Origin of the sequence: Pyrobaculum sp. (genome assembly GCF_049971835.1) — an archaeon.
Lineage (GTDB): Archaea > Thermoproteota > Thermoprotei > Thermoproteales > Thermoproteaceae > Pyrobaculum.
This window is the reverse complement of record NZ_JBMFKV010000398.1, coordinates 1-831: the sequence shown is the minus strand read 5'-3', so window position 1 is coordinate 831 and position 831 is coordinate 1. Positions and strand designations below refer to the sequence as shown.

The following is an 831-nucleotide window of genomic DNA, read 5'->3' as shown; positions in this document are numbered from 1 at the left end:
ATTTTGTAGTCTTTGACTGACATCTCGCCGTCACCCATAACATACTCCTCATCGACTTTAAGAGATTTTACGCGTCTATCCAGCTTCTTTTCTCGCAGATAAAGCCCAACAGCAGAGGCAACACTAGACATATTAACTATGCTGTAGTACCTAAATTCGTCGGACCACACAACACATCTAAGCATAGGGCAGTTGGAGACATAAGTCCTCACGCACACAGACCTTCCATCGGGGAAGTATATGACTTCTGGCAACATGCCCATCCAAAAAACTTTGGTTTAAAAATGTTTCTATCAACATCACGCTTACGTCGAGGCCAACTACTTGACCTCCCCCCCTCCCTGAGGAGGGGTGTGACCGCCTATCAACTACCTCGGGGTTGTGTGAAAAAATGTGTAGGTTTTTAAGTATTCAACTTGTACGCAACGACGCCTCCACGCAACTCGAAGATCACCGCCGGTTCGTCCACCCAACAGCATGCGCACTCATACCTCTCGTGACGGTCGCAGTATTTGAGACAGCGGCGCGGTATACGCTCCGCTTTGTACCCTAACTGCTCAAGCGCACCTAGGACCGACTGGATAATCGCCTTGGCTCGCTTGCTCTTCCGAGACCACGGGACTACGACGTAGATGTCGTCCACGCTACTCCAAACACCTAGGGTTAATTACAGTTTTGAGGCGCCTTGGCAGTGGCGCGTATCTCGAAAAGTTTATGCCTCTCTGCTAGGCGGAGGTAGTCAAATATCAACAGAGAGCGCGTCGTATACTCCGGGTACTTCTCGTAGACGTAGGCGATGAGCTCCTCCAGAGGGGCCCTCGCCCACCTCCT

The 831-nt window shown here is 50.7% G+C and carries 1 protein-coding gene; it reads right to left on the bottom strand.

Annotated elements, in window-relative coordinates:
* A partial coding sequence (locus tag ACP5J3_RS14945) for a hypothetical protein (protein ID WP_428496397.1) occupies window positions 1-257 on the bottom strand: 257 nt, incomplete at its 3' end.
* Between the last annotated feature and the right edge of the window lie 574 nt (window positions 258-831).